At 48.1% G+C, this 25,406-nt stretch carries 21 protein-coding genes and 1 rRNA gene; 13 read left to right on the top strand and 9 right to left on the bottom strand.

What is annotated here, in order from left to right:
* Positions 1–3: 3 nt before the first annotated feature.
* From mnmG to rpmH, 6 genes are all read right to left on the bottom strand, one after another.
* Positions 4–1,890, bottom strand: a complete 1,887-nt coding sequence (gene mnmG / locus M2277_RS20870; protein ID WP_006207374.1) for a tRNA uridine-5-carboxymethylaminomethyl(34) synthesis enzyme MnmG — start codon at positions 1,888–1,890, stop codon at positions 4–6.
* A gap of 108 nt (positions 1,891–1,998) precedes the next feature.
* Positions 1,999–3,375, bottom strand: coding sequence for a tRNA uridine-5-carboxymethylaminomethyl(34) synthesis GTPase MnmE (gene mnmE, locus M2277_RS20865; protein ID WP_006207375.1), 1,377 nt, complete (start codon positions 3,373–3,375; stop codon positions 1,999–2,001).
* Positions 3,376–3,563: 188 nt separating this feature from the next.
* Entirely contained in the window at positions 3,564–4,346 is a 783-nt protein-coding gene (gene jag, locus M2277_RS20860) for an RNA-binding cell elongation regulator Jag/EloR (RefSeq protein WP_006207376.1), read from the bottom strand.
* Positions 4,343–5,233 (bottom strand): YidC/Oxa1 family membrane protein insertase, encoded by an 891-nt coding sequence (locus M2277_RS20855; RefSeq protein ID WP_006207377.1) that lies wholly within the window; start codon positions 5,231–5,233, stop codon positions 4,343–4,345. The genes jag and M2277_RS20855 overlap by 4 nt, the downstream gene beginning before the upstream one ends.
* A 75-nt stretch (positions 5,234–5,308) precedes the next feature.
* A complete protein-coding gene (gene rnpA, locus M2277_RS20850; RefSeq protein ID WP_009591465.1) occupies positions 5,309–5,659 on the bottom strand; it encodes a ribonuclease P protein component in 351 nt (116 codons plus the stop codon).
* 221 nt (positions 5,660–5,880) lie between these two features.
* Positions 5,881–6,015, bottom strand: a complete 135-nt coding sequence (gene rpmH / locus M2277_RS20845) for a 50S ribosomal protein L34 (protein WP_006207379.1) — start codon at positions 6,013–6,015, stop codon at positions 5,881–5,883.
* Between the two features lie 455 nt (positions 6,016–6,470).
* Between rpmH and gnd the strand changes: the two genes are divergently transcribed.
* The 4 genes from gnd (at position 6,471) to gntK (ending at position 11,334) form a co-directional block, all read left to right on the top strand.
* Positions 6,471–7,370 (top strand): phosphogluconate dehydrogenase (NAD(+)-dependent, decarboxylating), encoded by a 900-nt coding sequence (gnd, locus tag M2277_RS20840; protein WP_006207380.1) that lies wholly within the window; start codon positions 6,471–6,473, stop codon positions 7,368–7,370.
* 134 nt (positions 7,371–7,504) lie between these two features.
* Positions 7,505–8,182: a GntR family transcriptional regulator gene (locus M2277_RS20835; protein ID WP_006207381.1), complete on the top strand. Its 678-nt coding sequence runs from the start codon at positions 7,505–7,507 to the stop codon at positions 8,180–8,182.
* 155 nt (positions 8,183–8,337) lie between these two features.
* Positions 8,338–9,699, top strand: coding sequence for a GntP family permease (locus tag M2277_RS20830; RefSeq protein WP_006207382.1), 1,362 nt, complete (start codon positions 8,338–8,340; stop codon positions 9,697–9,699).
* Positions 9,700–9,786: 87 nt separating this feature from the next.
* Entirely contained in the window at positions 9,787–11,334 is a 1,548-nt protein-coding gene (gene gntK / locus M2277_RS20825; protein ID WP_006207383.1) for a gluconokinase, read from the top strand.
* 75 nt (positions 11,335–11,409) lie between these two features.
* Here gntK and M2277_RS31770 read toward each other — a convergent pair whose 3' ends face one another.
* Entirely contained in the window at positions 11,410–11,586 is a 177-nt protein-coding gene (locus M2277_RS31770; RefSeq protein ID WP_481857781.1) for a DUF6199 family natural product biosynthesis protein, read from the bottom strand.
* 161 nt (positions 11,587–11,747) lie between these two features.
* The gene (locus M2277_RS20820) at positions 11,748–12,128 is read right to left on the bottom strand and encodes a hypothetical protein (protein ID WP_280755478.1); all 381 of its coding nucleotides are present in this window, start codon (positions 12,126–12,128) and stop codon (positions 11,748–11,750) included.
* Positions 12,129–12,862: 734 nt separating this feature from the next.
* Here M2277_RS20820 and dnaA point away from each other — a divergent pair.
* From dnaA to gyrB, 6 genes are all read left to right on the top strand, one after another.
* Entirely contained in the window at positions 12,863–14,209 is a 1,347-nt protein-coding gene (gene dnaA, locus M2277_RS20815; RefSeq protein WP_006207385.1) for a chromosomal replication initiator protein DnaA, read from the top strand.
* 203 nt (positions 14,210–14,412) lie between these two features.
* Positions 14,413–15,555 carry a DNA polymerase III subunit beta gene (gene dnaN / locus M2277_RS20810; protein ID WP_006207386.1) on the top strand — a complete coding sequence of 381 codons (1,143 nt, stop codon included), beginning with the start codon at positions 14,413–14,415 and terminating at the stop codon, positions 15,553–15,555.
* A 38-nt stretch (positions 15,556–15,593) separates the two neighbouring features.
* Complete coding sequence (gene yaaA / locus M2277_RS20805) at positions 15,594–15,809, top strand: S4 domain-containing protein YaaA (RefSeq protein ID WP_006207387.1); 216 nt, start codon at positions 15,594–15,596, stop codon at positions 15,807–15,809.
* Between the two features lie 56 nt (positions 15,810–15,865).
* A complete protein-coding gene (gene recF, locus M2277_RS20800; RefSeq protein WP_006207388.1) occupies positions 15,866–16,978 on the top strand; it encodes a DNA replication/repair protein RecF in 1,113 nt (370 codons plus the stop codon).
* Positions 16,979–16,991: 13 nt separating this feature from the next.
* Positions 16,992–17,243, top strand: a complete 252-nt coding sequence (remB, locus tag M2277_RS20795; protein WP_006207389.1) for an extracellular matrix regulator RemB — start codon at positions 16,992–16,994, stop codon at positions 17,241–17,243.
* A 26-nt stretch (positions 17,244–17,269) separates the two neighbouring features.
* A complete protein-coding gene (gene gyrB / locus M2277_RS20790) occupies positions 17,270–19,180 on the top strand; it encodes a DNA topoisomerase (ATP-hydrolyzing) subunit B (RefSeq protein WP_036640565.1) in 1,911 nt (636 codons plus the stop codon).
* A 160-nt stretch (positions 19,181–19,340) separates the two neighbouring features.
* On the opposite strand, the gene M2277_RS20785 is transcribed toward gyrB, so the two are convergent.
* On the bottom strand, positions 19,341–20,144 hold the full coding sequence (locus M2277_RS20785) for a YheC/YheD family protein (protein ID WP_036640566.1): 804 nt from the start codon (positions 20,142–20,144) through the stop codon (positions 19,341–19,343).
* Positions 20,145–20,553: 409 nt separating this feature from the next.
* Between M2277_RS20785 and gyrA the strand changes: the two genes are divergently transcribed.
* From gyrA to M2277_RS20770, 3 genes are all read left to right on the top strand, one after another.
* Positions 20,554–23,052, top strand: a complete 2,499-nt coding sequence (gyrA, locus tag M2277_RS20780) for a DNA gyrase subunit A (protein ID WP_036640567.1) — start codon at positions 20,554–20,556, stop codon at positions 23,050–23,052.
* Positions 23,053–23,224: 172 nt separating this feature from the next.
* Complete coding sequence (locus M2277_RS20775) at positions 23,225–24,337, top strand: HD-GYP domain-containing protein (RefSeq protein WP_280755477.1); 1,113 nt, start codon at positions 23,225–23,227, stop codon at positions 24,335–24,337.
* 295 nt (positions 24,338–24,632) lie between these two features.
* A 16S ribosomal RNA gene (locus M2277_RS20770) occupies positions 24,633–25,406 on the top strand; the annotation flags it as partial.

Genomic DNA, 25,406 nt, shown 5'->3' with positions numbered 1-25,406 from the left:
TCCTTATCCTTTCGCTGCGGTCACCCGGTTGTAGTGCTCCAGGTAAACGAGAAGTATCGAAATATCCGCTGGTGTTACACCCGCGATCCGCGATGCTTGACCGATGGAGATTGGACGGATCTTGTTCAGCTTCTGCCGAGCCTCCATAGCCAATCCGTTAATGTCGTCATATACGATATCTTCCGGAATACGCTTCTTCTCCATCTTTTGCAGTTTCTCTACATGACCCAGCTGTTTCTCAATATAACCCGCATATTTAATTTGAATTTCTACCTGCTCCTTCATATCCTCATCCAGATCATATGGAGATGGTGAAAGCGACTCGATCATCGCAAACGATACTTCCGGACGACGAAGGATTGTCAGCAGATTGCTTCCATCCACAATCGGTGCAGAACCGGCTGCTTCAAGCGTAGCATTCACCTCAACCGGCTTCACCTTCGCTTGACGAAGACGCTCGATCTCCTGCTCTACCAACTGCTTCTTCTGAAGGAATTTAGCATAACGTTCTTCCGAGATCAGTCCGATGTCATGACCGATTTCGGTGAGACGCAGATCCGCATTATCATGACGAAGCAGCAAACGATATTCGGCACGGGAAGTAAGCAAACGGTAAGGCTCATTCGTTCCTTTGGTTACCAAATCATCGATCAATACCCCGATGTAGCCTTGTGAACGATCCAGAACGACCGGCTCTTTGTCTTGCACTTTACGTGCTGCATTGATACCAGCCATAATACCCTGACCTGCTGCTTCCTCATAACCCGAGGTTCCATTGATCTGACCGGCTGTAAACAGGCCCGGTAGCTTTTTCGTTTCCAGGGATGGCCACAGCTGCGTTGGCACCATCGCATCGTACTCGATGGCATAGCCATTGCGCATCATTTCAACCTTTTCCATGCCCGGAATGGAACGAAGGACCGCAAGCTGCACATCCTCAGGCAAGCTGGTGGAGAGCCCTTGCACATAGTATTCCTTTGTGTTTTTACCTTCAGGCTCAAGAAAAATCTGATGTTTCGGTTTGTCGGCAAAACGAACGATTTTGTCCTCAATGGACGGGCAATAACGTGGTCCCGTTCCTTCAATAATGCCCGAGAACATAGGAGCACGGTGAAGATTATCATTAATGATCTGATGTGTGTCCACCGATGTATAGGTCAGCCAGCATGGAAGCTGCTCATTATCGGAGGATTTTGTTTCATAAGAGAAAAACTTTGGTTTGTCATCCCCAGGCTGAATTTCGGTCTTGGAGAAGTCGATGGTATCCTTGTGAACACGCGGTGGCGTTCCCGTCTTGAACCGAACGAGATCGAATCCAAGCTCACGCAGGTTATGCGCAAGTTTAACCGATGGCTGTTGATTGTTCGGGCCGCTCTCATACATGAGTTCACCCATAATGACTTTACCGCGCAGGTACGTACCGGTAGTCAGCACAACAGCCTTCGCACGATATTCTGTACCTGTCTGGGTCAGGATGCCCACACACACTCCATCCTCAACGATGAGTTGGTCTACCATGCCCTGACGAAGCGTAAGCTTCTCTTCCTTCTCCATCGTTTCTTTCATTGTATGCTGATAAGAAAATTTATCAGCTTGAGCACGCAGCGCGTGAACGGCCGGACCTTTTCCCGTATTCAGCATCCGCATCTGGATGAAGGTTTTATCGATGTTGCGTCCCATCTCTCCACCCAATGCGTCAATTTCGCGCACGACATGTCCTTTTGCAGGACCCCCGATGGACGGGTTACAAGGCATAAAAGCAACCATATCCAAATTGATCGTAACCATTAACGTTTCGGCACCCATACGTGCAGATGCCAGTGCAGCCTCACAGCCGGCATGACCCGCACCCACGACAATTACGTCATAAGTGCCACCCATATAACTCATAGCTCACCCTCCTGTTCTAAAATGTGTTATATACGTAATCTAGGGCACCCTTGCGGATATCCCTGAAAATTCAAAAGAATCTCACCTCTATATAGTAAACCTGCTAGCTTATTTACCCAAGCAAAATTGTGAAAAAATCTGATCGATGAGCGAATCACCAACCGCTTCGCCCAGTATCTCGCTTAACTGCTCCCAGGCCATTCTGACATCGATCTGTATCATATCAATCGGAATAAGCTGTTCCGCCGCATCGTAAGCATCCTGGAGTGACTGCTTGGATTTCTTCAACAAGGCAATATGGCGCACATTGCTTACATAGGTCAGATCCCCGCCTTCAATCTGGCCGCTGAAGAACAAATTCGATATGGCTTCTTCCAGCCGGTCGATACCTTCTTCTGCCTTCACAGACATCGGAACAATCAATTCCTCAGGGTAGTACCGATGCAGAATGTCCAGATCGAGTTGGGACGGTAAGTCCATTTTATTCATAATGACAATGCATTGTCTACCGCGTATTTGTTCCATCAATTCCAGTTCGTCCTGATGCAGTGGTTCGCTGGCATTCAGTACGAGCAGAATCAGGTCCGCTTCGTTTACCGCATGCTTGGATCTCTCAACGCCAATCTGCTCTACCACATCCATCGTCTCCCGAATCCCTGCGGTATCCAGCAGCTTTAATGGAATGTTGTTAATCGTGACAAATTCCTCGATAACATCTCGCGTAGTTCCCGGAATATCCGTGACAATCGCCCGATTATCCTGGGCAAGTGTATTCAAGAGCGAGGATTTGCCTACGTTGGGACGGCCGATGATAGCCGTCGTAATTCCTTCACGCAGGATTTTCCCTTCTTGTGCAGTCTTCAGCAGCTTATCAATCTCATGCATCACATGCTGGCTTTTCTCCTTAATGAACTCCGAGGTGAGTGATTCCACATCATGCTCAGGATAATCGATATTCACTTCGATATGGGCCAGTGTCTCTACAAGAGTGTGACGAAGCTCGTTGATCTTGCGGGATAGCGTTCCTTCAACCTGCTTTAGAGCAACCGAGAAGGCACGATCCGATTTCGAACGAATCAGGTCCATAACGGCCTCGGCCTGGGACAGGTCAATCCGGCCATTTAAGAAGGCCCGCTTCGTAAATTCGCCCGGCTCCGCCAAGCGGATGTTTAATAGAAGCAACAGATCCATCACACGCTTTACGGAGATCACCCCGCCATGAGCACTAATCTCCACTACATCCTCCGTCGTGAAGGACCGGGGAGCACGCATAACGGTCACGAGCACCTCTTCCAGGTTCTCTCCTGTCTTCGGATCAGCAATATGACCATAATGTACGGTATGGGAGTCCACCTGCGTTAATTTGTTTTTGCTTTTGAATATACGTTCCACTTCTTGAACAGCATCCGGTCCGCTAACACGAATGATGGCTATTCCACCTTCGCCGACTGCTGTAGAAATAGCTGCAATAGTATCACTGAACATAGTTTCCTTCACCTCTTTCATTAAAAAAACCTCAATATCACAACCACTACGAACTCGCTTGGCCGCCATATTGATGATCTTTAAAAGAAATACCCCTGCCGGAGTCTCTTTGTATAGGTCTCTTTAAAAAACAATGACTCCCTCTTGGAACTTAAGGAGTCATTGATCATATATGCTCTTCAACTTATTTAGGAAGACTTGGGTGTAATGACAACCCGCCGGTTTGGCTCTTCTCCCTTGCTGTAAGTCTTCACGGCTCCATGTGACTGGAGCTTGGCGTGAATTACCTTCCGCTCGGCAGCCGGCATGGGCTCGAGCACAATCTCTTTGCGAGTCTTCAGAACCCGTCCCGCCAATCGATCTGCCAGATCTTCCAGCGTCTTTCTACGGCGATCACGGAAGTTCTCGGCATCCAGTACAATACGAAGATAACTGTCGGAATACCGATTCGCAACAATATTCGCCAGGTACTGCAGGGCATCCAGTGTCTGACCTCTGCGGCCGATCATCAGCCCGAGTCCGGCACCGGAAATTTGAAGCGTTGCATAGTCTTTCCCTTTCTCCAACTCCACCGTAATATCAAGCCCCATGGCTTGTCCCGTATCAAGGAGAAAGGCGATGGCTTCCTGGTAGGGGTCCTTCCCTTCAATATAAGCTGCACCAGGGCCCTCTGCCTTCGTAGTGACAGCCGTCTCAGGCGTCATAACAGAGGTATGAGAGATCTGAACCTCTTTGGCCGATGCAGCTTGCGTATTTGAAGGAGCTTCCTTCACAGGTGAATCGCCGCCGGCATGGTCAGGCAGGAGCGTTAATTCTACTTTCGCTTCCTTGACCCCGAACAGGCCCAGGAATCCTCTTGATGGCTGACTCAATACTTGAACCGATACACGGTCTTGACTTACACCCCATCGGGCCAGCCCTTGTGCGACAGCATCTTCAATGGTTTTTCCTGTTGCGACGATTTTACTCATCTCGACTTCTTGGCTCCCTTCGAACCTTTTTTCCCGCCTTTGCTGCCACCCTTTTTCCCGTTCTTATTGCCGCTTTTATTGCTCTTCTGACCTTCGGTTGCACTGGCTACGCTCGCCACGACAGCAGCCTTGTCATTGTTGCGGTACAAGAAGTAGTTCTGCACGATCGTGTAAAGGTTACTGTAGAACCAGTACAACGGAAGTGCGGACGGGAACTGGAAGGACATCACAAAGATCAAAATCGGATAAACGAACAACATGAACTGCATCATCCCCATTTGCGGAGACGGGTTCATCTTCATCATCATTTTAGTTTGCAGGTAAGTGGTTATCGCTGCGAGCACCGGCAAAATGAACAGCTTGTCCGGTTGTCCCAACTGAAGCCACAGGAATTCATGGTCACGAAGGAGATTGTTATAGTAAATCGAATGATAGAGTGCGATAAATATTGGCATTTGAACGATCAGCGGCAAACATCCCGCCATCGGATTAACCTTGTTCTCCTGGAAGAGCTTCATCGTCTCCATTTGAACTTTTTCAGGCTGATCTTTATATTTCTCGCGAATTTTCTGAATTTCAGGCTGGATGGCCTGCATTGCCTTCGAGCTTCTGACCTGTTTCAGAGTCAGCGGTAAAATCAAGGTACGAACGATAAGCACCATCACGAGTACGGACAATCCGTATTCACCGTTAAACCATGTAGCAAACGTATCCAGTGCCAATGTAAAGTAGTAAACAACGTTGCTCTGCCAAAAGCCCCCATTTTTCAAATCTTCAATGGTACGCGTTTGGTCTGCTCCAGGTGCACAACCTGAGATAACGGCCACTGCAAGAATTACAGCGGTGAGGAGGAACCATTTTCCTCGTCTTGTCTTCATGAACGACACTTCAAAACCCCTCTCTTCGCCATTCCATTCCACGGTAAATCATAACATATTTATATGGACAAATAAACACATGGTTCAGCCCCTCTTCGCTTTCAAAAGGGACGATTTTCTCAATACATGAAGCACGCTTTTCTCCAGCTCCTGATAGGACTTATCGAGGGCGCCTTTTCGAACGATAAAGATCAAGTCGATATGCTCGATAATCTGATGCTGGTGGTGCCTGACAATCTCCTTAACCAGCCGTCTCATCCGGTTGCGGACCACCGCATTGCCGATCTTTTTGCTGCATGAAACGCCCACGCGGAACTGCTCTACCTCTTTTTTGCGTGACCAATATACAACAAACTGATGATTGGCGAAGGATTTTCCGTGTCGATATACCCGGCTGAAATCAGCGCGGTTTCGTAAACGAAGTTTTCTATGCACAAGTTTCTCCCGCCTGCCGTTAATCAAGTTCAACACATCGTAAGCTTCCCGGCATCTCTACTATTATAATAGTATAGTCATGCCAAAACAGCGATAAACACCTATATTTGAATACTTTACGACCAATTTAACGCGCATGGTGTTCATAATATAGGACTCTCCTCACACTCCAGGAGATATTACGAAAAAAAGACCACCTCGGTGGTCTTCGCGGCACAATATTAAGCGCTCAGTACTTTTCTTCCTTTTTGACGGCGGTTAGCCAATACTTTGCGTCCGTTCTTCGTGCTCATTCTTTTACGGAAGCCGTGTACCTTTTTACGTTTGCTCACATTCGGTTTGAAAGTCGGTCTCATGAATTAATGCACCCCCTTACAGGAATCTCTCTTACCCATATTTTAAGATCAAAACGTCAATTGACGCACTTTCACGGAAGAATAGACCGCGATTTGTTGAACCGACGTCTATGGACGTATATCTTGTAAACAGACCGCTAAAAGCAAGCGGATAATGTTCTCATCTTCACAGAAAATGCCTTTATATATTTAATCACGTTCGTGCCCAAAAGTCAAACCCAACTTGTCCTGCTCCCACACATAAGTTTTCCACAAGTAGTCATTTTTGCTAGTTTTGAATTATCCACATGGGGATAACCTATTTAAACAACTTGAGAATGTCATTTCGGACATCATCATGTCCTTTCCATTTCTCCAAAGCTTCCTTATTTACACAGGAGCTATAAAAGAGTAGTATAAATAACTGAATTAAAGTTGTATACAAGTATACACCTAAGAAGGAGCTGCATTGTTTTATGAAAATTGGCATGATCGGTCTAGGTAAAATGGGCCTCAATCTGGTTCAAAATCTGATTCATCAGCAGCATCAGGTCGTCGCTTACGACTTAAATACGGAGTTGGTCAGTCAAGCTGCTGGATATGGAGCCGAACCCGCATCGTCAACCGAAGTTCTTGTGGCCAAGCTGGATAAACCACGCATCCTATGGATGATGGTGCCTGCAGGAAATATCGTAGATTCCGTCATCGATTCTCTCTCACCTCTACTGGAGCCAGGCGATATTCTGATTGACGGCGGGAATTCCCATTACAAAGATTCCATTGCCCGCGCAGCCAAACTGACGGACCAAGGGATCCACTACTTTGATGCCGGTACTTCAGGCGGCATGGAAGGTGCCCATAACGGAGGCTGCTTTATGATCGGGGGCAACCGCGACGTATTTGCTACCATCGAACCCCTGTTTAAAGATATGGCAGTTGAGAACGGTTACTTGTATGCAGGGAACAGCGGCAGCGGCCATTTTCTGAAGATGGTTCATAATGGAATTGAATACGGCATGATGCAATCCATTGCGGAAGGCTTTGAAGTATTGGAGAAAAGCGCATTTGACTTCCAATACGAGGACGTTGCTCGGGTATGGTCGAATGGATCCGTCATTCGCAGCTGGCTTATGGAGCTGACGCAGAATGCTTTTTCCAAAGATCCCAAGCTCGAAGGCATTAAAGGTGTTATGCAATCGTCCGGCGAAGGAAAATGGACCGTTGAAACCGCACTCGAAGTTCAAGCAAGCGCACCGGTTATCGCCATGTCCCTGTTTATGCGCTACCGCTCCCTTGACCAGGATGCGTTCCACGGCAAGGTCGTGGCCGCGCTTCGCAATGAATTCGGCGGCCATGCAGTTGAGAAATCGGAATAGCTCTTTTCTTCGTTAATCCCTGCTGATACATAAGGGCATCCTGCGCAGAACGCATTCATGGTCCCCTTCTCTTCGCATGTGGTATTATTACCACTAGAAACACAAGAATCAGCATCGGATTGGAGAATCATGCTATGAAATATCCCTCAACCTGGCTTCAGGGAGCCTCTCTCGGAGAGGCCATCGCAAGTGAACTGAGACTGCAAATTATTAGCGGCACCATAAAACGGGGGGAAATCCTGTCCGAGAACCGAATCGCGGGAGAATTCGGCACCAGCAGATCCCCTGTCCGGGAAGCAATGAAAACGCTGTCCAGCGAAGGGTTAATCCAATTGGAACGCATGGGCGCAGTGGTTATGGGCTTATCGCTTAAGGAAGTTGAGGAATTGTACGATGTCCGCTATCTTATTGAGAGCTTCGTTCAGGGACATGTATTTGTACATCCGCAGCCTGAATTAGTCCAACAATTAAAACAAATCGTGGACCGAATGGAGCTTGCCGCCAAGCACCAGGACCCGGTTGAGTTCTCCTATCAGGATCTGGCATTCCACGAACGAATCATTACGGAAGCCCGTCATAAACGAATTCTTCATCTATGGAAGAGCATTCGTCCGATCGTGATCACTGTCATGTTAATTACGACACGTCAGGTGTTCAGTGGTGGGGAATTCAAAGTCCGTTATGTCATGGATAAACATCTGCAGCTCATCGCAGAGATGGAATCCCTGGATTCGGCAAGGATTCAGACGGCGGTTCAGCGTTATTTTGATGATTCCCGTCAAACGCTTCATCTTAGTTTTCCGGAGGGTTAGGTTAATCCTCCTTTCCTTTATGACGATTGGCATGCTTTAAGTTGTCGACAAGTATACAATGAGATTCGCTTTGTTTTGGGTATACTATCCCGGAACATCTCAACTATTATCTTTTTCCTGATTCAATATGGGTCAACTATAGGAGGAAGCAAGGTATGAATTCACTATTCGGTCTCAGTCATAATGCTACTTTGATGATCTGGACACTGCTGACGATCGTCTTCCTGATCGTGCTGATATCCAAATATAAATGGAATCCTTTCGTTACGCTATTGATTTCCGCACTGATGCTTGGCTTATTGACAGGCATGCAGCCTGCAGACGTTATTACTTCGATTACAGGCGGCTTAGGAGGTACGCTTGGAACGATTGCAATCGTTATCGCCCTGGGTACGATGCTCGGGAAAATGATGGCGGAATCCGGCGGCGCTGAGCAAATCGCAACCACCCTCGTGGATCGGTTCGGTGAGAAGCGCGTCCACTGGGCCATGATGGTTGTCGGCTTTATTGTAGGTATACCGGTATTTTTCGAGGTTGGTGTCATCCTGTTGATCCCTATCGTCTTCACGGTTGCCCGCAAAACAAAAATGTCCCTGCTGCACATCGGTATTCCCATTCTGGCCGGATTGTCCACCGTACACGGTCTGGTGCCGCCCCATCCCGCTCCAATGATCGCGATTGAAGCTTATAATGCGGACCTTGGCATGACCATTCTGTACTCATTCCTGGTTGGAATACCTGCTGCAATTCTTGCTGGACCGGTGTTCGGTAAATTTATCGGTAAACGTATCATGACGGATCCGCCTGAAGAGCTGGCCGAGCAATTCTCAAGCAAAGCGGACCGCGGGTTGCCAGGCTTCGGCATCACCCTGTTTACGATCCTGCTGCCGGTTATTCTGATGCTCATTGGTTCTGCGGCTGATATTATCGATCCGGAGTCCAACAGCTTTATATCCGTGTTCTGCAAATTCGTCGGTCATGAGATCATTGCACTGCTGATTGCTGCGGTCTTTTCCTTCTTCTCGCTTGGATTCGCCCGCGGCTTCAACAAACATGATCTCTCCCGCTTCACCAGTGAATGTCTCGCCCCTGTTGCAACGATCATTCTGATCATCGGGGCGGGCGGTGCGTTCAAGCAGGTGCTGATCAATAGCGGCGTTGGTAACGCCATCGCCGAAATCGCGACGGGTGCAAACATCAACATCATACTGTTTGCATGGCTTGTCGCTGCGCTTATACGGGTCGCAACCGGCTCTGCAACGGTTGCGATGACAACAGCAGCCGGTATTGTCGCTCCCGTGCTTGCCATGACGCCAGGCGTCAATGTGGAGCTTGTGGTGCTCGCTACCGGCGCAGGTTCCATCGTATTGTCTCATGTAAACGATGCAGGTTTTTGGATGGTAAAGGAATTCTTCAATATGACGGTATCACAGACCCTCAAATCCTGGACCGTGCTGGAGACCATCCTGTCCGTAACTGGACTTGTGTTGGCTCTTGTTCTGAATGTAATTGTATAATAAAGCTATAAGACACATGAGGGCTCCCGGAAGGCTGATATTCAAGCAGCTGCCTGGGTGCCCTTACGTAGAAAGAAGGTATGTCTCTTGAGTACGCAGAACTATATGATCGGTGTTGATATCGGAACAACAAGCACCAAAGCGGTGCTGTTCAAAGAGAATGGCGAGGTTGTAGCCAAAGCCGGCGGTGAATATCCCCTGCTCACCCCTACCCCCTCTACGGCAGAGCAAGATCCGGAGCAAATTTTTCAAACCGTCATTGCTTCTGTCCAAGGGGTCATGACACAGAGCGGAATAGCCCCTGCTCAAGTCCTGTTTGTCTCATTCAGCGCGGCCATGCACAGCGTGATTGCCGTTGATGGGAATGGCACCCCGCTGACCCGCTGCATCACCTGGGCGGATAACCGCAGCGCAGCCTGGTCTGCGAAGCTAAAAAAAGAACTGGGCGGCATGGAGCTGTACCAACGTACCGGAACACCGATTCATCCCATGTCCCCTGTCACCAAACTCATGTGGATGAGATACGAGCTGCCATCCGTATATAATCAAGCTGCCAAATTCATTTCGATTAAAGAATACGTCTATTTCAAATTATTCGGGCAGTATGTTGTCGACCATTCCATTGCATCCAGCACCGGGATGATGAACCTCGAGCAGCTGGCATGGGATCAGCAGGCCCTCGAACTTGCCGGCATCACCGAAGACCACTTGTCCACGATTGTACCCACCACCCATATCATGAAGGGCTTGAAAAATGAATTTGCTGCAGCCATGGGCCTCTCCCCGTCCACGCCATTTGTGATGGGAGCTGCCGACGGCGTTCTATCCAACTTGGGCGTGAACGCCATCCAGCCGGGCGTCGTTGCGGCCACGATCGGAACGAGCGGTGCGATCCGCACCGTAGTGGACAAGCCGATGACCGATCCCAAGGGTCGTATCTTCTGTTATGCCCTTACCGAGAAGCACTGGGTCATCGGAGGCGCGGTTAATAACGGCGGCATGATATTCCGCTGGGTGCGGGATGAATTCGCAGCCTCGGAGATTGAAACGGCCAAGCGGCTTGGCATCAATCCGTATGATGTGTTAACCAAAATCGCGGACCGTATTCCACCAGGGTCGAACGGGCTTCTCTTTCACCCGTATCTGACCGGAGAACGTGCACCATTATGGGATCCTAATGCCCGGGGATCGTTCTTTGGCTTGACCCTGAATCATAAAAAAGAGCATATGATCCGCTCCGTTTTGGAGGGTGTGATCTTTAATATGTACACCGTGCTGCTGGCGATGGAGGAGCAAATCGGCCGACCGGCCAAAATCCACGCCACCGGCGGCTTTGCCCGTTCTCCCATCTGGCGGCAAATGATGGCGGATATCTTTGATCAGCAGGTTATCGTACCGGAAAGTTATGAAAGCTCCTGTCTTGGTGCCGTGGTGCTCGGTCTGTACGCTACAGGAAGAGCGGAATCACTCGACATCGTTGGAACGATGGTCGGCGGTACCCACGAACACCATCCTGTAAAAGAAAGCTCCGACGTTTATAAGGCGCTGCTGCCCATCTTTATCCGCATTTCGCGGAAGCTGGAGGAAGATTATGAAGCGATTACCGAATTCCAGCGCAGATTCGAACAATCGTAAACTTACTATATAAGTAAAAGCCCGTTTTCGACGGAGGAAATCCATGTCGAAAAACGGGCTTTTCTTATTTTTTTATTACAGCGCATGACTAAAAAATATCCACAGAGAAAATCCCATACCGAATATGCCCCCCACCTTGCACATAAAGAAGTAGAAATCGCTAGGCTCCGGATTATCTATCATCAGATTCGAGGGTGACATATGAAACATAAAACGTTGAAAAGGCTCATATCTGAAAAAACACCAATTCATGATCCCTAACCCGAGGGCTATCAAAAAGAATCCTACGCTGCCGTTGGGGTCATGAAACTGCTCATTAGAAGCTTTAGCAAGCTCTGAAGGATAGTAGCGAGGCTCTTGCGGATCGGATCGATGAATTTGGCCAGCGCTATCCGTGAACCTCATGCCGGGGATCACCATTTCCCCCTGTTCATCGTATGAAATAAATTTCCGTTCCGTTCTCCGAACAATTCCACACGATATTTCTTTCCGTCAGGATAAAGCACATCATATGACGTAGAATGGCCCGTTTTCGGATCATTCGGCCGGATTTCATACTGCTCGCCGCCCATCTCAACCCGTTTTTCCTCATCATAGGAATGGACGTATAACGGCTCCCCACGGCCGAATGAAGCCCTGTATTCGATGACCCCGCTCCCTGATTCGACAACTTTCGAGTACTTTACTCCTTCCACATAAAACACTTTCTTCGAATAATAGCCCTTCGCCCACACTCCGATCAGAACCAATGCGATGGCTAAGAAGAGTACAAGCCCTATTTTTCTCCACTCCAAGCTGCTTTCCTCCTCTGTCCACATGCTGGGTTTCCCCCAATCCCATTTTTTAATAGTACGGGTTCAGGATAAAGAAGGTTGCAATGAAACTTCCAGCGTTCCAGCCCCTAGCAACATCCAGCGTAATATAAACCTGCCAATGTGAGTTCTACTCATGAGATGCATCGATTTGATAGTTTATACAGCTCATCATAAATGCAAAACCACAATATCCCTATCAAAAAAAGCCCTCAAATTGAAATCTTTCGATTTCATCGAGGACTATCCACAGCCATTTTTCACCTTTGGTCGATTTATTTACTGCTAGAACATTCAACCAAAAGTTATGAACAGATGGTGAGAGAAGAAAATTCTGCTTGCGAATCGGACAACCTGTGAATAATTTTTCGCGCTTTGAAGCCGATGATGTCGAAAGCTAAACAGATTATAAACAATATATAGTGGTGTGAATAATAATTATGCACAACGTATTGAATTTGTGGATAAATTAGCGACATACATTGAAAATAAGGCCTTCTTTTGCTATGATGATATTACTTTTGGTTGTGAATATGTGAATGAAGCTATAATATTATCAACAGGCTGTGGATAAAGTTGTGAACAATTTCAATTTATCCATATTTTTTTGTTTCCACAGGGTTTAGTTCTGGGGATAATTAGACATCATTCATTTTCTTTCGACATTTCCACACATGGCTCTAGCCACATTTGGAAGATTTAAAGGAGTGACAGTTTTGGAAAGCCATACTTCCGAATTATGGCAAGAAATATTATCGATTATACAAACCAAGCTGAGCAAACCGAGTTTTGACACTTGGTTTAAAGCTACGAAGGCATTGACCATTAACGATCACTCCGTCGTCATTTCTGCACCGACAACATTTGCGGTGGAATGGCTGGAGAGCCGATACACCAAGCTGGTTAGTGCAACTGTATTGGAGGTGGTGGGCAAGCAGGTTGATGTTCGCTTTGTTATTGAAGAGGCAAAAGGACACGAACCTGTGCTGCAGCAGCCATCGCCGCCGCTTGAGATATCCGGGGAAGAAATTCAGTCCCATATGCTGAATCCGAAGTATACGTTTGACACGTTTGTTATCGGTTCGGGCAACCGATTTGCACATGCTGCCTCACTCGCTGTTGCCGAAGCTCCGGCTAAGGCGTACAACCCATTATTCCTATATGGTGGGGTAGGGCTTGGAAAAACACACTTGATGCATGCCATCGGCCACTATATTTTGGAGCACAATCCCAGCAGCAAAGTCGTGTACATTTCCTCCGAGAAATTCACCAACGAATTCATCAACTCCATTCGGGACAACCGCGCTGAAAGCTTCCGCAACAAGTACCGCAGCGTCGATATTCTGCTTATTGACGACATTCAGTTCCTGGCAGGCAAAGAGTCGACGCAGGAGGAATTTTTCCATACGTTCAATGCCCTGCACGAAGAGCGGAAGCAGATTATCATATCCAGTGACCGTCCGCCTAAGGAGATTCCGACGCTGGAAGAACGGCTCCGTTCCCGGTTCGAATGGGGACTAATCACCGATATTCAGCCGCCGGATCTGGAGACACGGATCGCCATCCTTCGCAAGAAGGCGAAGGCCGAGAATTTGGATATCCCGAACGAAGCCATGATGTATATCGCGAATCAGATCGATACGAACATTCGAGAGCTGGAAGGTGCCCTTATCCGTGTAGTTGCTTATTCCTCCCTGACCAATCAGGACGTTACAACACATCTGGCAGCTGAGGCATTGAAGGATATCATCCCGTCCAGCCGGCCGAGAATGATTACGATTCAGGACATCCAGCAGAAGGTTGGCGAGTATTACAACCTGAGGCTCGAAGACTTCAAAGCCCGTAAACGGACCAAAGCCGTCGCGTTTCCGCGGCAAATTGCCATGTACTTGTCCCGCGAATTGACCGATTACTCTCTTCCCAAGATCGGAGAGGCATTCGGAGGCCGGGATCATACCACTGTCATACATGCCCATGAGAAGATTACCCAATCTCTGAAAAATGACCAGGAGCTTTTCAAAGTGGTCAATAATCTTACAGAGAAAATCAAAAATCCATCCTGAACAAGTTCAAAGCCTATGCACAATCTATACACATGTGGATAGGCTTAATTTTATGCCTTTTCTGGGGCTTATCCACATATTCAGTGCCCCTATTACTATTACTAATAATAATTAATAAATAAATTAACCATAAAGAGGGGGATCATCATGGCATTCGCCACGTGATAAAAACCCCTCTCATTTTTCCGTAAGGAGTGAAATTGATGAAAATCAGCATATTAAAAAATGTATTAAACGAATCCATTCAACACGTATCGAAGGCGATTTCCAGCCGAACCACAATCCCGATCCTCAGCGGCATTAAACTGGACGTCACTTATTCAGGTGTTACACTAACCGCTAGCGATACTGATATTTCCATTCAATCGTTTATTCCTTCGGAAGATGAGAAACATACGATCGTGCAAGTAGAGCAGCCTGGTAGTGTTGTGCTGCCGGCTAAATTTTTCGTTGAAATCATCAAGAAACTGCCTTCCCAAGAAATTCAGATGGAGGTTAAAGACAACTTCCAAACCTTTATTTCTTCAGGAGCAACGGAAATTCAGATGGTCGGCTTGGATCCCGAAGAATTCCCGGTATTGCCCAACATTGAAGACAGCCAAACCGTGTCTATACCCGGGGATCTGCTGAAAAATATGATCAAGCAAACGGTATTTTCGATCTCCACCCATGAAACAACGCCTATTTTGACAGGGGTATTGTGGAATCTTAACGATAACGAGCTGAAATTTACCGCTACGGACCGTCACCGCTTGGCTACGCGTTCAGCACAGCTTGAGGGGACTCAGGACATTTCGTTCAACAATGTCGTTATTGCAGGCAAAACACTCAATGAGCTGAGCAAGATCATTCCGGACCAAAATACACTTGTAGATATCGTTGTGGCAGATAATCAGGTATTATTTAAAATTGACCGTGTTCTGTTCTATTCCCGTATACTCGATGGAATTTATCCCGATACTTCTAGAATTATTCCAACATCGCATAAAACAGAACTTGTTTTGGACACAAAAAAATTGAGCGAGTCGATCGATCGTGCCTATCTGCTCTCCAAAGAGGAAAAAACGAACATTGTCCTCCTGCAAACGATGGAACACGGAGGCATTGAAATTTCCTCCAGCTCATCGGAGCTCGGTAAAGTGCGTGAAGAATTGGATTTGATTGATTTCAAAGGGGAGCCGCTGCGCATCTCGTTTAACTCAAAGTACATGCTCGATGTGTTGAAGGTAGTTGAGAGTGAACAGCTGATGATCGCTTTTATGGGCGTGATGAGCCCGATCGTTCTGAAGCCGCTGGACGACAGCAAGAGCCAATATATTATTCTGCCGTACCGTACGGCCAATTAAAGTTATCCCCATGTTGATAGGGATGAAAGGACGAAGTCATGAAGCAAATATTTATCCACAGTGAATATATCAAGCTGGATCAGTTCCTGAAGCTTTCAGATTGCGTATCCACAGGTGGAATGGCAAAGGCTCTGCTGCAGGAAGGAGCAGTCCTGGTCAACGACGAAAAGGAAGAGCGGCGCGGACGCAAACTGGTTCCCGGCGACATCATCAAGGTGGAGGACTGCGGAACGTTTCAGGTGGCAGCACAATAGACAGCCTCCCGCAGCCGCTTTGGCGCTAAGCGCGGAAGACGAGGGAGAGGATAAGCTTGTTTGTCAAAAATGTCAGCCTGCAGCACTATCGCAACTATGAGAAGCTGCAGCTTGAGGCGTTTGGTGATGTCAATCTGATTATCGGACGCAATGCGCAAGGAAAAACGAATTTGATGGAGGCGCTCTTCGTATTGGCTTTAACGAAGAGCCACCGCACCTCCAAGGATCGCGAATTGATTGGATTCGAGCAATCGCATGCCCATGTCTCGGCAGAGATCGATCGCAAGTATGGCGCCTTAAAGCTTGAGCTGAGTCTGTCTCAGCAGGGGAAGAAGGCAAAGATTAACGGGCTGGAGCAGCGGAAGCTCAGCGATTTCATCGGCTCGCTCAATGTCGTGATGTTTGCGCCCGAGGATCTGGAGATTGTCAAAGGCACGCCGGGGGTTCGCCGCCGGTTTCTTGACATGGAGATCGGGCAGGTGGCCCCAAGCTACCTGTTTCATCTGCAGCAATACCAGAAGGTGCTTGTGCAGCGCAACAATCTGCTGAAGCAATTATGGGGAAAAGGCAGCGCCGAGCAAGCGATGCTGGACATTTGGAACAGCCAATTGGCAGAACATGGTGTTAAAATCGTCAAGAAGAGGAAACAATTTATAAAAAAGCTGCAAAAGTGGGCCGAAAGCATCCATCAGGGCATCACAAACGGCCTCGAAGATCTCTCGCTGCACTACCTTCCGTCCTTTGCTGACGCGGAGGAAGAAGATGAAGCTGTCTTATTTGAGACATTTATGATAAAATTATCACAAATGAAAGAGCAAGAAATACGGCGTGGTATGACATTGGCAGGTCCTCATCGAGATGATCTGGCTTTTTATATTAATGGCAAAGAAGTCCAAACGTATGGATCCCAAGGCCAGCAGCGGACGACGGCGCTATCTTTGAAGCTGGCTGAAATTGAGCTGATACAGGAAGAGATCGGTGAATATCCGGTGCTGCTTCTGGATGATGTGCTGTCTGAATTGGATCCGTACCGGCAGACACAATTGATCGAGACATTCCAGAGCAAAGTGCAGACATTCATCACGGCGACGGGAATTGAGAGTTTGAATACCGACAAATTGAAGGGTGCCAGCATTTTTCATGTCCATGATGGACAGGTGGGCTCTTAAGGAGTGATTCCATATGTATATTCATTTGGGCGGAGAGAAGATCATCCGTTCGTCAGAGCTGGTTGGGATATTTGATATCTCGATAGAGAAATCTTCGAAGATCTCCAAGCAGTTCGTCACGCATGCCCAGCAGCATAAAGTCGTGGAGATGATTGGCGAAGAAGATCCGAAATCCATTGTGGTGACGAAAACGATCGTCTATTACTCCCCGATCTCCTCTGCAACGCTTAAGAAACGAGCGAATCATTTTGTAGCTCAGGCATAACAGAATCTGTAGAAGTAGGTGAACGCATGTCTATGAATCAACCGACATATGATGAGAATCAGATTCAGGTACTGGAAGGATTGGAAGCCGTTCGTAAACGTCCGGGGATGTATATCGGATCTACCAGTGCCAAGGGTTTGCATCATTTGGTATGGGAAGTTGTGGACAATAGTATTGACGAAGCGATGGCGGGAATATGCGACCATATCGAGATTATTGTCCATGAGGATAACAGTGTAACGGTTATCGATAACGGGCGCGGAATTCCGGTCGGTGAGAACGCCAAGCTGAAGAAGTCGACGTTGGAAGTCGTTATGACCGTCCTTCATGCCGGCGGTAAATTTGGCGGCGGCGGATATAAAGTATCCGGCGGTCTGCATGGCGTCGGCGTTTCGGTTGTGAATGCACTGTCTTCTAAAGTCGTGGTTCAGGTTAAACGTGACGGACACATCTACCAGCAGGAATATCATCGCGGCGTACCTCAATATGACATCAAAGTCATCGGTGATTCCGATGAGCACGGCACAACCGTAACCTTCCTGCCGGATCCGGAGATTTTCACGGAAACGACGGTATATGAGTACACCACCCTGCTAACACGGATCCGTGAGCTGGCATTCCTGAACAAGGGCATTGCACTTACACTGACGGATGAACGTACGGGTGCGTCCGACTTTTTCAAATACGAGGGCGGAATCATTGAATACGTCAAGTTCCTGAATGAGAAGAAGGAAGCTCTGCACGAAGATCCTATTTATGTTGAGGGTTCAAGGGACAATATTCAGGTTGAAGTGTCGCTTCAGTATAACGACAGTTACACCGAGAATATTTACTCTTTTGCGAATAACATCAATACGCACGAAGGTGGGACGCATGAATCCGGCTTTAAGAGTGCGCTCACTCGGATTATCAATGACTATGCCCGCAAAACCGGGATGATCAAGGATAACAACAACAACCTGTCAGGTGATGATGTACGTGAAGGATTGACGGCCATTATTTCGGTCAAGGTGCCGGAGCCACAGTTCGAAGGACAAACCAAAACCAAGCTAGGCAACAGCGAAGTGCGTGGTATTGTGGAGTCCTTGTTCGCTGAGAAGCTGCAGGAGTTCCTGCAGGAGAATCCGTCGGTGTCCCGTCGAATTTTGGAGAAGGCGCTCCAGGCATCGCGTGCGCGTGAAGCTGCGCGTAAAGCCCGGGAGATGACACGCCGGAAGAGTGCGCTTGAAGTGAGTGCTCTGCCAGGTAAACTGGCTGACTGCTCCTCCAAGGATGCTTCCATCAGTGAGCTGTACATCGTCGAAGGTGACTCTGCCGGCGGATCCGCCAAGCAGGGGCGCGACCGACATTTCCAGGCCATTTTGCCACTGCGTGGTAAAATCCTCAACGTGGAGAAAGCGCGGCTTGACCGCATTTTGTCCAACGCCGAAATCCGGGCGATTATTACGGCTCTGGGTACGGGGATTGCAGAGGATTTCGATCTGTCCAAAGCCCGTTATCACAAAATCATCATTATGACCGATGCCGATGTCGACGGTGCGCATATTCGTACCCTGCTGCTGACGTTCTTCTACCGTTACATGCGTAAGCTGGTAGAAGCGGGATATATATATATCGCTCAACCGCCGCTCTTTAAAGTCGAGCGCAACAAGGTGATCCGTTATGCCGGCAGTGAGAAAGAGCGTGACGAGATCATTAAGGAATTCGGCGAGAACGTCAAAATCAACGTACAGCGTTACAAAGGTCTCGGTGAGATGAACGCCGGCCAGCTGTGGGAGACAACAATGGATCCTGAGAGCCGTACCATGCTTCAGGTGACAATCGAGGATGCAATCCTGGCAGATACATTGTTTGATACCCTGATGGGCGACAACGTTGAGCCGCGTCGAGATTTCATTCAAGAGCATGCAAAAACGGTCCGGAATTTGGACGTATAAACGGATGTAAGCCAAAAGGGGCATCCCAAGGTCTTTGATGGCCTGGGGGCCCCTTTATTTTTTTGCCAACATTGCTTTATCATCAGGGAATATGATTCTCACGATCTTGTTATACAAATCGTTCAAGCTTTATCAGGACCGAATCGTACGACAGTAGAAGTTAGTTCGCTTTTTTCTTGCTGGATAACTTGCGACCGTAGGCGTCAGCATATTTTTTAACCTGTTTATAGACGCTTGGATCTTTGAAAAATTTCTTGAACGGGAATAGTGCAGGTTTAGTATTAACCTCCAAAATCCAGATGTTCCACCGTTCATCGATGGCAACGTCAAGACCGATCTCTTTCAGATTGGGATAGGATTTCTGCAGCTGAGCCGCGACGTTAACCCCGAGCACATTCAGCTCTCTTCGGATGTTCTCTGCTTCTTGTGCTGTCATATGCTCAATCATCAGCGGTTTATAGTGTTGGGCAACGCCGCCGCTATGGTGGTTGGTAATGATTTTGTTCTTGGCTGCCACCCGGCCAATAATGCCCGTGCTCACCCATTGACCCGATGGACTCTTCTGTGTAAGTACTCGAAGATCGAAGGGGCGCCCTTTATGACGAAGAAGATGAATCCCTTGCTGAATCAGATACTCTTGGCCTTGAAACAGAGCGTTCAGTGTTTTATGGAGACTCTCGAGGGAGGTAAACACATCGTTCTTTTGGTCATAACGAAGCCTGTAGGAAGCAGTTGAGGTCCCGGTAGGTTCAGCGTTTAGGGAATGGAGCTGTTCGACTGACATGACGCCGATGCCGTAGGTCCCCCGATCCGGCTTAATATACACAAGCGTGTGCGTATTAAGCATATCTTCAAGCGCCTCCATAGAATATTGGCGGGTAGAGGGAATATAAGAGGCGAGACCTTTATTGTTCAAGAGTATTTTCGTTTTCGCCCATTTACTTGCAACGCGTTGTATAGCCAACCATCTTCATCCTTTCCGGCCGTGTGATGTGTGACAGGATTTTGCCTGTCTCGTAACAAAAGGTCATGTTTATCCGAGCTCATATGAAAGATTTGGACCGACTCCAGCAAGAGAGGCTGCACCCGGAAAACATAGGACAAGTATGACAAACAGTGGTATAATATAAAGATGTGATGATTCGAAAAAGTTCTTTGCAATGCATTGTATGTGAAAAGCGGCACGGAGGACAGGGCGTATATCCCGGTATCCGGGCAAAAATCATTCTTTCACTATCCATCCCGGGTTTAATTGTGCGCGGTTTGTGAAAGTAATATAATAAAGGTTAGTGCGTTTCTAGGTTTCTGATCACTATTCTGCTTTTTTCACATAGATCAAGGCATGGTTGATAGGAAAATGAAGGAGGTCCAGCATGGCGGAAGAAAATTTCTCCCAAATCAAAGATCGGGACATTGGTACCGAGATGCGCGAGTCCTTTATGGATTACGCGATGAGCATCATTGTCAGCCGGGCTTTGCCGGATGTACGGGACGGAATGAAGCCAGTACACCGTCGTATTTTATATGCGATGTCTGAACTCGGAATGGCCCCGGATAAACCGCATAAGAAATCGGCAAGAATCGTTGGCGAGGTTATCGGTAAGTACCACCCTCACGGTGACTCCGCAGTTTATGAATCCATGGTTCGGATGGCGCAGGACTTCTCCATGCGTTACATGCTTGTTGACGGTCACGGAAACTTCGGTTCCATTGACGGCGATATGGCAGCGGCTATGCGGTATACAGAGGCGCGTTTATCGAAAATTGCCATGGAAATGCTGCGTGATATTAATAAAGAGACTATAGACTTTGCTCCAAACTATGATGGTGAGGAACATGAACCGGTTGTTCTTCCTGCGCGTTATCCTAACTTGCTGGTAAACGGCGTATCAGGAATCGCAGTAGGTATGGCCACCAATATTCCACCTCATAATCTTGGTGAAGTTATCGATGGGGTTCAGGCGATGATTCGTAATCCTGACATCACACCGATGGAGCTGATGGAATATATCCAAGGTCCGGATTTCCCTACAGCGGGTTTTATCCTTGGACGTGAAGGTATTCGTCAAGCCTATCGCACCGGTCGCGGTTCCGTTACGATGCGGGCGAAGGCAACGATTGAAGAGAATAACAACAAGGCGCGCATTGTCGTTCATGAGATTCCATATCAGGTGAACAAGGCTCGTCTGGTCGAGAAGATTGCCGAGTTGGTTCGTGACAAGCGGATTGACGGAATTACGGATCTCCGGGATGAATCGGATCGTAACGGTATGCGGATCGTGATTGAGCTGCGCCGGGATGTCAACCCGAATGTCGTGTTGAATAACCTCTATAAACATACGGCCATGCAGTCGAATTTCGGTATTAACATGCTTGCCATTGTTAACAATGAGCCGAAAATTTTGAACCTGCGGGACGTGTTGTTCTACTATCTGGAGCACCAAGTCATCGTTATTCGCCGCCGTACCGAGTTCGAACTCAGAAAGGCGGAAGCGCGTGCCCACATCCTCGAAGGTTTGCGGATTGCGCTGGATCACCTTGATGAGGTCATTGCGCTCATTCGTGCGTCCCAGACGACAGAGGCCGCTCGCGAGGGCTTGATTGAACGTTTTGGTCTCAGTCAAGAGCAGGCGCAGGCCATTCTGGATATGCGTTTGCAGCGTCTGACTGGTCTCGAACGCGAGAAAATTGAGAATGAATACCAGGAGCTTCTTGCCAAAATCGCGGAACTGCGCGAAATTTTGGCGAACGAGCATCTTGTGCTTCAGATCATCAATGATGAGCTTCAAGAGATTAAAGAGCGCTTCTCCGACGAGCGCCGTACAGAGATTACGGTTGGGGAAGACAGCATCCTGGATGAGGATCTGATTCCACGGGAAGAAGTGATCATCACCATTACGCATACCGGTTATATCAAGCGTCTGCCTGCGAACACGTATCGCAGCCAGAAGCGGGGTGGACGTGGCGTCGTGGGGATGGACACGAAGAGCGAGGACTTTGTTGAGCATCTCTTCGTGACGAATTCTCACCATTACCTCATGTTCTTCACGGACAAAGGGAAGGCGTATCGACTGAAAGCCTATGAGATTCCGGAGCTTAGTCGTACGGCACGCGGAACACCGATCATCAACCTGATTCAGATTGAGCAGGGTGAATCGATTAATGCCGTGATCCCGGTGGAGAACTTTGATAGCGATAATTTCCTGTTCTTTGCCACACGCCAAGGTGTTGTCAAGAAAACCCCGCTTGAGGATTATGTGAATATCCGCAAGGGAGGTCTGATTGCAATTAACCTGCGCGAGGATGATTCCTTGATTGAGGTCAAGCTGACAGACGGTCAGCAGGAGATCATTATAGGAACGGCGCAGGGAATGTCCATCCGCTTCAAGGAGAGCGATGTGCGCTCGATGGGAAGAAGTGCGACAGGCGTAAAAGGGATTACGCTGGATGACGATGACGAAGTCATCGGCATGGACGTTGTGGATCGGGAGCTTGATATCCTCATTGTAACGACCAAAGGTTACGGCAAGCGGACGCCAGCGAGTGATTACCGCAGCCAGACCCGTGGCGGTAAAGGGATCAAGACGATTAATATTACGGAGAAGAATGGACCGGTTGTAGCATTGAAGGTCGTGAAATCGGAAGAAGATCTCATGATCATTACGTCTAGCGGTACCATTATCCGTACTAGCATGGAAGGCATCTCCACCATGGGCCGTTATGCTCAGGGTGTGAAATTGATCAACATCCGTGAGGACGATTCTGTTGGTACGGTGTGCCGTGCGGATAAGAGCGATGATCCGGAACCGGATGATGAAGATGAAGAAGGCCAGGACGGCGACACAACGCCGACAGAGGCAACTGAAGAATAACGAAGTAAGAGGGTATAGATGCAGATTTGCATCTATGCTCTTTTTTTGTGCTTTTGGATTACAAATTCAGGGAATTGGTATTGTACAGGCTGCGGAAGTCGAACTATAATATGTATAATATAAGGTGAAGTTTGCTGCCATGGTGCAGCCTAATAGATGGAGAGGGTTGATCATGACGATCAAAGCCGTGAATGAAGTGGTGGCCGGTGTGAAGCTGGCTAAAGATGTGCACACGCCTCTTGGAGGATTGTTGCTTCAAAAAGGAAAGGTCTTGCTTCCGCGGGATCTGGAAGTACTCAAAGCTTTTATGGTGGATCAGGTTGCTGTAGAGTCTGTAGAAGGAGATAGTACAAGAATACCAACTGTAAAATCTGCAGGGCAGAAGCCGTCGCTGATTTTTACAGGGAGTCAGCAGGGGGATGGGACCGAAGAGGCACCCGTTCGAAAAGACCTTCCCCTGCACGAAGAGTACGACAAAACCATGATCTTGGTCAAAAACTGTTATCAATCTGCAATAACGGGCGAGCTTCGAATGTATGAGGTTCGTAATCAGCTGGATAATTTATTGAAGCATCAGCAGGATTATCATATTCTCAAATTTATTCCACGCATGACAAATCGTCATGATTACCGGTATCACAGCGCTGTGCTCTGTGCCCTTTCTTCATATAAGCTGGCACAGTGGGTAGGGCTTCCGCAGAAAGACTGGATGCAAGTGGCTTTTGCGGGACTGCTGCATGATATCGGCAATGCTAAAATTGATCCGATTGTGTTAAACAAACCTTCCAAACTAACCGAAGAAGAGAACGAGGAAGTGCGCCAGCATACAACTTACGGATATCAGATCCTTAAGAATGTGGCGGCGGTGAATGAAGGGGTGCGGCTCGCGGCCCTGCAGCATCATGAAAAAGTAGATGGCTCAGGTTATCCGCTTCGTCTTGAAGGGAATAAGATTCATATCTATGCCAAAATCGTAGCCGTAACGGATATCTTTCATGCGATGACCCTGGACAAGTTTTATCGGAATGCCCAGTCTCCGTATCGAGTGCTGGAACAGATTCAGCTTGAAGCCTTCGGCAAACTGGATCCGAAGATCGTTCAGACCTTCATTCATAAAGTGACAGCCTTGCATTCAGGAACCAGGGTGCGTCTAAGCAATGGCAGCTCAGGGGAAATTGTATTTACCGACAGCCAGCATCCGACAAGGCCGATGGTATCGGTTCAAGGGGAGATTATCAATCTGGTGCAGCAGCGACAGCTCTATATAGAAGAAGTCATTTCCTAGTTTTAAAAAAAGGGTTGACCTACATAAGAATGCTGTGATATATTATTTCTTGCCGCTTCTGAGCGGATATATATCGCAGCTTTCATTGAAAGAAAGTTTTTCAAAAAAAAGCTTGCTAAGTACTTGAGAGTGTGATATATTATAAGAGTTGCTGGTGCGAACGAGAAGCACCGACAACGAAGAAGTTGATCTTTGAAAACTGAACAACGAGTGAGTAAAACGGACCACTTCGGTGGAACGTTGAAATAGAGAATTGAACAAATTCTCGTCAGTTTCTAAATGAGCAAGTCAAACCTTTTTGGAGAGTTTGATCCTGGCTCAGGACGAACGCTGGCGGCGTGCCTAATACATGCAAGTCGAGCGGACTTGATGGAGTGCTTGCACTCCTGATGGTTAGCGGCGGACGGGTGAGTAACACGTAGGCAACCTGCCCTCAAGACTGGGATAACTACCGGAAACGGTAGCTAATACCGGATAATTTATTACATAGCATTATGTGATAATGAAAGACGGAGCAATCTGTCACTTGGGGATGGGCCTGCGGCGCATTAGCTAGTTGGTGGGGTAACGGCTCACCAAGGCGACGATGCGTAGCCGACCTGAGAGGGTGAACGGCCACACTGGGACTGAGACACGGCCCAGACTCCTACGGGAGGCAGCAGTAGGGAATCTTCCGCAATGGGCGAAAGCCTGACGGAGCAACGCCGCGTGAGTGATGAAGGTTTTCGGATCGTAAAGCTCTGTTGCCAAGGAAGAACGTCTCATAGAGTAACTGCTATGAGAGTGACGGTACTTGAGAAGAAAGCCCCGGCTAACTACGTGCCAGCAGCCGCGGTAATACGTAGGGGGCAAGCGTTGTCCGGAATTATTGGGCGTAAAGCGCGCGCAGGCGGTTCTTTAAGTCTGGTGTTTAAACCTGGGGCTCAACTTCAGGTCGCACTGGAAACTGGGGGACTTGAGTGCAGAAGAGGAGAGTGGAATTCCACGTGTAGCGGTGAAATGCGTAGATATGTGGAGGAACACCAGTGGCGAAGGCGACTCTCTGGGCTGTAACTGACGCTGAGGCGCG

This window comes from Paenibacillus sp. LBL (assembly GCF_029893715.1).
GTDB classification, from domain to species: Bacteria; Bacillota; Bacilli; order Paenibacillales; family Paenibacillaceae; genus Paenibacillus_AQ; species Paenibacillus_AQ glucanolyticus.
This window is presented reverse-complemented; position numbering and strand designations above follow the sequence as displayed.

Coding starts and splice junctions, on each gene's coding strand:
- M2277_RS20830 (WP_006207382.1), top strand. CDS start 8,338: ATGAATTCACTATTCGGTCTCAGTCATAATGCTACTTTGATGATCTGG.
- jag (WP_006207376.1), bottom strand. CDS start 4,346: ATGAGTAAAATCGTCGCAACAGGAAAAACCATTGAAGATGCTGTCGCA.
- remB (WP_006207389.1), top strand. CDS start 16,992: ATGTATATTCATTTGGGCGGAGAGAAGATCATCCGTTCGTCAGAGCTG.
- gnd (WP_006207380.1), top strand. CDS start 6,471: ATGAAAATTGGCATGATCGGTCTAGGTAAAATGGGCCTCAATCTGGTT.
- gyrA (WP_036640567.1), top strand. CDS start 20,554: ATGGCGGAAGAAAATTTCTCCCAAATCAAAGATCGGGACATTGGTACC.
- mnmE (WP_006207375.1), bottom strand. CDS start 3,375: ATGTTCAGTGATACTATTGCAGCTATTTCTACAGCAGTCGGCGAAGGT.
- yaaA (WP_006207387.1), top strand. CDS start 15,594: ATGAAGCAAATATTTATCCACAGTGAATATATCAAGCTGGATCAGTTC.
- dnaN (WP_006207386.1), top strand. CDS start 14,413: ATGAAAATCAGCATATTAAAAAATGTATTAAACGAATCCATTCAACAC.
- M2277_RS20775 (WP_280755477.1), top strand. CDS start 23,225: ATGACGATCAAAGCCGTGAATGAAGTGGTGGCCGGTGTGAAGCTGGCT.
- gyrB (WP_036640565.1), top strand. CDS start 17,270: ATGTCTATGAATCAACCGACATATGATGAGAATCAGATTCAGGTACTG.
- mnmG (WP_006207374.1), bottom strand. CDS start 1,890: ATGAGTTATATGGGTGGCACTTATGACGTAATTGTCGTGGGTGCGGGT.
- M2277_RS31770 (WP_481857781.1), bottom strand. CDS start 11,586: ATGAATTGGTGTTTTTTCAGATATGAGCCTTTTCAACGTTTTATGTTT.
- M2277_RS20835 (WP_006207381.1), top strand. CDS start 7,505: ATGAAATATCCCTCAACCTGGCTTCAGGGAGCCTCTCTCGGAGAGGCC.
- rpmH (WP_006207379.1), bottom strand. CDS start 6,015: ATGAGACCGACTTTCAAACCGAATGTGAGCAAACGTAAAAAGGTACAC.